We start from the raw sequence: 9050 nt of genomic DNA, 5'->3' as shown, positions 1-9050 counted from the left end.
AACTGGCATTCACTTTTGGCAATTTAATGGGCAAATCACCTATAAAAAATCAAGTTATGAATAATGCAGGTTTATTCTCGCTCAAACAAAGACTTTCAAAATATAATTGAAGATCTTATTAAAGAAGCACACACTCTACGGTTTTATGATATTAAGGCTATTTTATTTATTAGAAAGGGCTTAGTTCAAAAAGACAATCTATTAATTAAAAAAGGGTTGAGAATATTAGAGATTTTAGAATTAAATGAAGTAACTGTCTCCGTCAATAAAGAAATTGATATTTATCAAACTCATCAACTCTAGGTGCCATCTGTTTAATGCATAATAAAGGTAAGTGTCAATTCATACATACCTTCTATTAATCTCCCAGCCATGGCATAATGTACGACGGAATAGGGTAAAATTATAATTGATTGAGCGAAAATACGTTCGAACATTAAAATGTGAAAAACCCAATTCAAAAGCTCAATTGGGTTTTAAATATGATGATAATAAATCTAAATTAACGATCTTTTTTCGACAGCTGTAATGCACGCTTGAAATCTTTAAGCGACGCACTTCTTCCGTACATTAGAACACCACCACGGTAAACTCTTGCTCCAATAACCGCTAAGATCAGGGTCGTTAAAACTAATAAACCAATACTTAGACCAATTTCCCAAGCCGGTACATCGAGTAAACCGACTCTTAAGAACATGACAAGTGGTGATAAGAACGGAATAAAGGATGTGACTGACACTACTGTTGATTCAGGCATATTCAACCCAAACATAGAAAGCATAAAGGCAAGGACAATTAACAATTGTACAGGCATCATGATCTGCCCAACATCTTCCATCCTTGTAACTAATGAGCCTAACATTGCTGATAAGGTTGCATAAACAAAGTAACCGAGAATAAAGAAAATAACTGCATAAACATAAGTAGATAGTGGAGCATCCGCAAATCCAAAGTATTCGAAAACTCCATCTCCCATGTCATCAGATCTACTTTGAATAATATAGTAACCAGAAACTAACAAGATACTAATTTGTGTTAAACCAAGTAAAGAGATTCCGATAATTTTAGCAAACATTTGACTTATCGGTGATGAGCTTGAAATTAAAATTTCCATTACCCGTGATGATTTTTCGTTAGCAATATCCATCGCAATCATGTTTCCATATACTAAAACAGAAGTATATAAAATAAATAACATCACATAAACCAGGCCTTGAGCAACACCAATTTCTTCTGCTGTACGTGCTGTCGTCCCATCTGCTAATTCTACCGCAACCGTCTCAAAAACAATTGGTGAATAAATTTCTTCAAGAACAGATTGATCAATACCCATGTCTATCATTGCTCGAGCATTTTTCAATTGTTGTAAGTCATTCGTTAATTGAGATTGAATGGATTGATTAAGCAATTGATCAGTATGATAATCCACACTAAAATAGTTATTCGTGTCGGGCTGGATATGTAGCAAGCCTTTAATCGCACCAGACAAAATGTCATCTTCCGCATCAGCTAAGGTTCCTTCATATTCAACAAGTTCAAAATTTGCTTCAATTTGTTGGTATTGTTCAACTAAACTCGTATAAATTTCATCTGTATCATCTATCACAGCAACTTGATCAATTTCATCATCATCAAAAAAACCAATGATTCGATCAATATTTCCTATTACAATAAAAAAGAGAAGAAAGATCGCAGTTGTTATAATAAACGATTTTGATTTGATACGTGTCATATACGTATGAGAGAGTACAATCCAAAACTTATGCATATGATTTCCCCACTTTCTCAATGAAAATATCATTTAATGAAGGTTCCTCTAAAGCAAAGCGACGGACAAATCCTTTGCTTTTCACAGCCTCTAAAACCGATTGTGAAATAGCTTCACTCTCAATTTGAATCTTACAACCTTCAGTGGTTATTTTTTGGCTAACAACACCAGGTAGGTCTTTCAAGAATGTCAGATCAAAATCAGCATGAATAAAGACGTTTTTCTTGCCAAATGAACGTTTAACATCTTTCAAGCTCCCGTGAATGACCTGCTTACCTTCTTGAATAATACATAAATGTTCGCAAAGTTCCTCAACTGTATTCATCTGATGCGATGAAAAAACGATCGAAGTACCGTTTTCTTTCAAATCAACAACAGCATCTTTCATCATTTCAATATTAACTGGATCTAATCCACTAAACGGCTCATCCAAAATTAATAACTTTGGCTGATGAATGACCGCAGAGATAAATTGAATCTTTTGTTGGTTCCCTTTTGAAAGTTCCTCAATTTTTTTATCAATATTTTGTGGGACTTCAAATCGTTCCAACCATTTCTCTAATTCCACAACCGCATCTTTTTTGTCCATCCCTCTTAATCTAGCTAAATAGACAATTTGATCCCGAACCGATAATTTTGGATACAAGCCACGCTCTTCAGGTAAATACCCGATCTGATCCGTTCTTTCGTAATTAATCGGTTCACCTTGCCAAGTAATTTTACCCTCAGTCGCGTCAATCAAACCAAGAATCATTCGAAACGTTGTCGTCTTCCCAGCACCATTTGATCCAAGAAAACCAAAGATTTGTTTTTCTGGTATCTCCAATGTCAGGTCGTCAACTGCAGTAAAATTACCAAAACGCTTGGTCACCTGTTCAATTTTCAATGACATGGTTAAACTCCTTTTCCCTTTATTGCTTGAGTAAAAATCAAGCTTTCTTAATTCAGAATTAACATATTATTCAGACAAAAATTCACATTTTAAGTTTATCGTACTTCAGGGGTTTAAACAACAAGTTTTATAGTTTATCTTTCTAATTGAGTTTCTACAAGGCTATTAGTATTTAAATAATGACATCTTGAATTAGACCCAACTCAAATGCTTTAACAAGAGCTTGCCCCCTAGATGATACCTGTAATTTTATGTAAATGTTTGTTAGTTTCCTTTCTAAATTTCTTTTACTCATATATAGGTTCTCAGCAGTTTCCTCATTCGTCAATCCTTTAGATACTTCTACTAATATCTCCTGTTCCTTTTCTGTAAGCATAACCTTTTGACCATTTTCTAGTTTAATTTTATATTCTGCAAGTCTTAATTGAGCAAAAAGAGCAATCGGAATGGTCACTTGACCCTCTATAGTACTCCAAACCGAACGAATTAATTGATCCTTTGAATAAGATTTACTAATAAATCCAGACACACCATGGTCAATAAAATCATTAATGTAACTTGAAACTTCGCTGTCTGTTAATATAATCACTTTTGCATCGGGTTTATTAACTAAGACATTTTTCGCTAATTCTAATCCGTTCATTTTAGGCATATTTAAATCAAAAATGTAGACTTCATACTTTTTTTTAGAAATAACTTTATAAGCCTTTTGGCTACAAGCCATTAACTCAACATTGAACTTTGGTTCACTAGATAAAATTTTTTTAATACCTTCACCCACTAGTTCATGTTTATCTACAACTAAAATATTTATCATTTTGCTTTCCCCTTTAAAATTAAACTCACAAATGTGAAATGTCAGTTAAATTATGATATATGAATCTTATTTTAACACAATAATAGGGAGTTTCATTATTTTGCTGTATATTTACACAAGATAAAAGATGCATTTAATTTACTTTAACAATTTTTGTTGAATATAGTTGTTTCTAAAAGAAAAATCCTCTTAGAGTTAACAATTTAATATGTTAACTCTAAGAGGACATTAAGTTACTTGACAGTATTTTATAATTTAATAAACTCAATCTCTTAAATCAATTTTCTCTAATAAAAAATGTAATATCTTCTTCGATTCACTCACGATGTGAGCATCAGTTGTCATACCAACTTTTATATGTCCAGGTACACCTTTATAACTCACCAATTCATCCTGATCTATTACTGCTTCCGCTAAATAATAGCTTAATCCTGTTTCTGGATCATTAATTGCATCCGTACTAATTCTAATTATTTCTCCTTCTAACTGTCCATATTCTTGATAAGGTAAAGAATGAATTCTTAATTTCACCTGATCACCGACCGCAGTGTTTGCGATATCTTGATTCAAAATCGAGAGTTGAACAGTAAAGGTTGACTCTTTTGTTTGCGGTACAATCGTTAATACTTCTGTACCAGCTTGCAAATAATCACCTTTAGAAATATTCGTGCGTATATTTACTTTTCCATCTATCGGTGCTGTAACAATATAACTCTTCATCTGATCTTCAAGCAATATTAATTCTTTGTCTAATTGTTCAACTTGTTGCTCCATTGACTCAATATCTGCATTAACTTGTAGTAGGACGTCTGATTTAAAATTCTCCACAGTAGCTAAATAGTTTTCACGATTATTATCAACAACTTCAGTATAATTCTTTGTCGTACCTAGCGTATTTTCAAGTTCATTTAGCTGAGTCTTTTCTTGGTCAATTTCACTATTAATTTGTAGTAATTGCTGATTTGTATATTGTTCTAGCTTGAACTTAGACTCAGTAACTAACTGCTCAGCATTTTCTATCTGAACTTTTGGATCTGTTATTTCTGATATTACCATAGATTCTTCTTCAGTTTCTTTATCAATTACTTGCTCATTTTTAATTGATTGATAATGAGCTTCTGCTTCATTGATCCCATTTTCTAATTGCTCCATCGTCAATTGAATATCAATGAAACGATTATAATAGGGAACTTCTTCTTTAGTAAATAAGTTTTTTTGTTTCTCAATTGCTTCCTTTAACTTTTCCAATTGATCAATTTTCTTTTCAAGATTATTCTTTTGTCTTTTCAACTGCTGTTGTTGAAGGTTTTGATCATCTACGGCTCGGTTAACTTCTAGAGTTGATCCTTCATGCTCTTGCTCCATTAGTGCTAAGTTAGTTTGAAATGCTTTATATCGTTCATAAGCTTGACCTTGCTTAGACTCTTCAGTAAATAGATCTTCCTCTTCTCTTATACTTTCCTTCAAGACTTTTAAATGACTAACTTGATCAGTTGCTTGATTTAATCGGTCTTCTAATAGTGATTGTTGCAGTTCTTGATCACTTTGGTTTAATGTGAAAAGAATATCTCCTTGTTTGACTCGTTCTCCTTCTTCAAAATAAATGTCTTGCACTTGACTAGTCATTTCATTACGAACTGTACTAATCGTTTCATCTGGACGAATGACTCCACTTGCCTTAATTACCTCATCTATTTCACCAAAATAAGTCCAAATACCAGCAATCACAATAATAGTAATCAGTAAATAGATAAATAGAGGCATGATTGGATTTGGCTTTGACTCTAATAATTCTCTACTATCGCTCATCTCATTTATATTTTTAAATTCTTCTTTCATTGTGCTTCACCATCTTTTTCAATAGGCGGAAGTTGATCTTTCCACAAATTATAGTACTTACCTTTTTGATTCATTAAATCTGTATGCGATCCTGTTTCTATAATTCTGCCTTTATCCATTACTAGTATCGTGTCACATTTCATAATTGTGCTTAACCTGTGAGCAATAATGATCGTCGTAATCTCACCACTAATCTCCTGGATTGTCTCTGAGATAACCTTCTCAGTTGTCGAGTCAAGATTACTTGTCGCTTCGTCCATAATTAAAACATCAGGATTTTTTAAAATTGCACGCGCAATAGCTAACCGTTGCCTCTGCCCGCCAGATAAATTCGAAGCATCTTCTTCAAGCATCGTGTCATAACGTAAAGGCAATTCATTAATAAACTCATGGGCTCTTGCATGTTTACAAGCATGAACAATTTCTTCAAATTCAATCGTATCTTCTACACCTAACGTTAAATTTTCTCGGATCGTGCCACTAAAGAAAAATGTATCTTGTGGAATGTAGGCAATTTTTTCTCGTAAGACATCGCGATTTATATCTTGAATGTTATAATCGCTGATGAGAATATCGCCTTTTTCTAATGGATAAAAATTCATCATTAATTTTGATAGAGTTGTTTTTCCCGAACCACTCTCACCAACTAAAGCAACCTTCTCTCCTTGTTTAATTGAGAGATTAATTTCTTTTAGAACCCAATCACGGGTTCCATAACGAAAGTCTAGATTCTTAACTTCTATTTGACCACGTAATGACTCGGGATTTATTTTTCGATCTTCATCCAGGGACTTCTCTGGCTCTAAGTCTAAAATATCCCCCAACCGATCAGATGCAACGACAGCTGTTAATAAGGTTGGTTGTAAATTAATTAAATTTCTAATCGGATCAAGGAAATAAGCAAGCAATGCGTTAAATGTGATTAACTGCCCAACAGATAAATTCCCTTGAATAACTTGATAGGCACCGACCCAAAGAATGACTACACCACCGACTAATTCAACAAAAGAATTTAACGAACCTTGCGTGTTACCCATGGTCCCGTGCTTAAAGATCGTTTTAATAAACTTTATAAAGCGGGTTTCTGTTTCTAAATTTGCTTTACGTTCTGCATTGTAAGCTTTCACCGTCTCAATCCCATTAATTGATTCAACGAGATATGATGTAAGCTGGGCATTTTCCTCCATCTCTTTTCGATTAATCCGGTCATATGGCTTTTGATATAACCAAACAATCAGTGCATAAATAGGGACTAAGATCGCTGCAACACCAAATAAAAAGCCACTTTGCATATACAAAATAACACCACCAACAATGACCATTAAAACATCGATCATAACCGTTAGCGTCGCACTTGACATTGCCTCCCTAACTTTAGACGCATCGTTAAATCGAGAGATAATCTCCCCTACTTTTCTCGTACCAAAAAAGTTCATTGGTAGAGATAAGACATGGTGATAATATCCAAGCATTAAACTAATATCTAATTTTTGTCCTAAATAGAGCAATAACTGTGATCGAAATAAATTGAGAATAACTTGTAAAGTGTATAAAAGAATAATTCCAATCGATATAATATGTAAGGTCTTACTCAATCCATAAGGTAAAATATCATCTATTAAAAGTTTAAAATAGAAAGCACCCAGGATCCCTAGTATTGTGTATAGAATTGATGCAAAAAAGATGTGTGTGATCAATTTCTTTTGTGGTTTTAATAGACCAAAGAAACGTTGGAATAACCCTTTCGTTTCATCACCTTTTTCAAATTGTGGGGTTGGAACCATCAGTATCAATACACCTGTCCACATTTGGAAAAATTCTTCTGGTGTTTGTTTGACTAAACCTTTGGCTGGATCAGCAATTAATACCTCATCTTTTGTAATCCGATGAATCACAACATAATGTAACAATGACCCATCAACGACAACATGCGCAATTGCTGGTAAAGGGAACTCTCCAAAGAAAGCTTCTTGATCACCTTTAACACCTTTTGCAGTAAAACCTAATTTTTCAGCGGCCTTGATTACACCATACGCATTCGTCCCTTGTTTATCGGTTCCTGCAACTTCACGTATTTTAGATATGGGTAACTTCAAACCATATTGTTTGGATATTGTGGCTAAACAAGCAGCACCACAGTCTGTGATGTCTTGTTGTTTGATGCAGTGGTATTTTTTGAATTTGTTTAGGATTTTTTCTAACATTAGGTCTCCTCACTTTAATTATATATTAATATGATATGGTAACAATGACTTCTGGTGTCCAATCTTCAAGGCTTCTTCTTTTATGTAAGCTGATTGTTTTTTTATAAATTATTTTTTCCTCTCGCTATATTTTCCCTTATTCACCCGATTAGTCTAATTTAAAAAATATGTCTCTATCCATTAAATGCTCAGTTCTTATTGAAAAGATGGGAGCAGAAATTTTTAATGTTTAAAGACCGTTTTGATTATTTCGATAAAGTATATTTCCAATAATGAAGCAAAAAAATTATCATAATATTATAGTCACATTAGTAAATTAAGATTATCTTATTTAGTTATACACCATTAAATCAGGAGTGGACTTTTGCCCACTCCAATGCACGATTTATGATTTTATTAATATGCTAATACCAACAATTAACCCGATAATGAAACCAAGTTTTAAGCTATATTCTACAACATACTTGTAATTACCACTAGAGAGATCAAAATAGTTAGTTAATAACGCCCATACTGTTTTCATAATTAAAACTTTCTCGAAACCCAATCGTATGCGGCTTGAACCGTTGCTCCTACAAAAACTACAGTCCCAGCAACCACAACTGCAGAACCTATAACTATTATTCCACCTAAAATGGCGCCTCCCACTGTAAGCCAAAAGCCACCACCATTAATTTCAAGTAGATGTTCATCATCAATCAAAGTAAGTTTATTATTTAACTCAATTTCATAAGTCACAATTTTCCCCTCCTTAACGTCTAATTACAATTGCGCCTCCTGCCGCTAATCCAAGAGCAGAACCAGCTTTCAAACATCCCCCTACAGTAACTTTATACCCAATAACAGTAAATAATACCGTTCCAAGACCAAGACCTCCACCATTAATATTAGCTAATTCATTGTCATCTATAGATGATAAATTATTATTTATAGTAATATCCATGTATTATCACCTCCTTTCCCTATGAAAATGTTTTGGTTTAAGTGTAAAACCCTATTTTCACATAGTCAAAAGCATACAGACATAATTCTAAAGTTATTTATCTGTATATTATTAGGTTTTATTGTGTAAAGGGTCATCACACCCTAACCATATTATAATAATTCCTGATTAACCGGTTAATCAAGATTCATTATCTAAAATAATATTTCAGTTAAATAATATTTGGATTAATTGAAACATAAATATCGGCATGGAAGTCATCCGGTTTTTCTAGTCTTTCTGTTTCTTCTATGATTACTGTATATAAAGAACTGATGGGGGTTAATTTATTATCTAAAATGTATCTTTGTACTTCATTAACTGCATTTTGGAAATTTAATGGGGTTCCCCTATGACTGAACTTTACGCAATTTATTAATCTTAAGGTTTGCTTAAAGTTATAGTAACTTGAATTTATAAATTTTTTATCGATTGGTATAAGAATCTCCACATCAATCATTGTAGATGTATCTTCATGTAACTGTCAAGTAGAATTGTGCACTTTTTGCTAGATAACTTTGTGCACTTTTATTATTCAAAAATTGTTT

8 protein-coding genes are annotated in these 9050 nt (G+C 33.1%); all 8 read right to left on the bottom strand.

What is annotated here, in order from left to right; translation table 11 throughout:
• Nucleotides 1-502: 502 nt before the first annotated feature.
• Nucleotides 503-1768 (bottom strand): ABC transporter permease, encoded by a 1266-nt coding sequence (locus ABD814_RS00980; RefSeq protein ID WP_344909537.1) that lies wholly within the window; start codon nucleotides 1766-1768, stop codon nucleotides 503-505.
• Nucleotides 1761-2660, bottom strand: coding sequence for an ABC transporter ATP-binding protein (locus ABD814_RS00975; RefSeq protein WP_344909535.1), 900 nt, complete (start codon nucleotides 2658-2660; stop codon nucleotides 1761-1763). Before ABD814_RS00975 ends, ABD814_RS00980 begins: the two co-directional genes overlap by 8 nt.
• 172 nt (nucleotides 2661-2832) lie before the next feature.
• Nucleotides 2833-3477, bottom strand: coding sequence for a response regulator transcription factor (locus tag ABD814_RS00970; RefSeq protein WP_344909533.1), 645 nt, complete (start codon nucleotides 3475-3477; stop codon nucleotides 2833-2835).
• Nucleotides 3478-3741: 264 nt separating this feature from the next.
• Complete coding sequence (locus ABD814_RS00965) at nucleotides 3742-5316, bottom strand: beta-barrel domain-containing protein (protein ID WP_344909531.1); 1575 nt, start codon at nucleotides 5314-5316, stop codon at nucleotides 3742-3744.
• On the bottom strand, nucleotides 5313-7520 hold the full coding sequence (locus tag ABD814_RS00960; protein WP_344909529.1) for a peptidase domain-containing ABC transporter: 2208 nt from the start codon (nucleotides 7518-7520) through the stop codon (nucleotides 5313-5315). The genes ABD814_RS00965 and ABD814_RS00960 overlap by 4 nt, the downstream gene beginning before the upstream one ends.
• Nucleotides 7521-7905: 385 nt before the next feature.
• On the bottom strand, nucleotides 7906-8043 hold the full coding sequence (locus ABD814_RS00955) for a hypothetical protein (RefSeq protein WP_344909527.1): 138 nt from the start codon (nucleotides 8041-8043) through the stop codon (nucleotides 7906-7908).
• A gap of 2 nt (nucleotides 8044-8045) precedes the next feature.
• On the bottom strand, nucleotides 8046-8258 hold the full coding sequence (locus ABD814_RS00950) for a hypothetical protein (protein ID WP_344909525.1): 213 nt from the start codon (nucleotides 8256-8258) through the stop codon (nucleotides 8046-8048).
• 13 nt (nucleotides 8259-8271) lie between these two features.
• Entirely contained in the window at nucleotides 8272-8463 is a 192-nt protein-coding gene (locus ABD814_RS00945) for a bacteriocin (RefSeq protein WP_344909523.1), read from the bottom strand.
• Between the last annotated feature and the right edge of the window lie 587 nt (nucleotides 8464-9050).

Origin of the sequence: Amphibacillus indicireducens (assembly GCF_039539605.1) — a bacterium.
Taxonomy (GTDB): Bacteria; Bacillota; Bacilli; order Bacillales; family Amphibacillaceae; genus Amphibacillus; species Amphibacillus indicireducens.
This window is presented reverse-complemented; position numbering and strand designations above follow the sequence as displayed.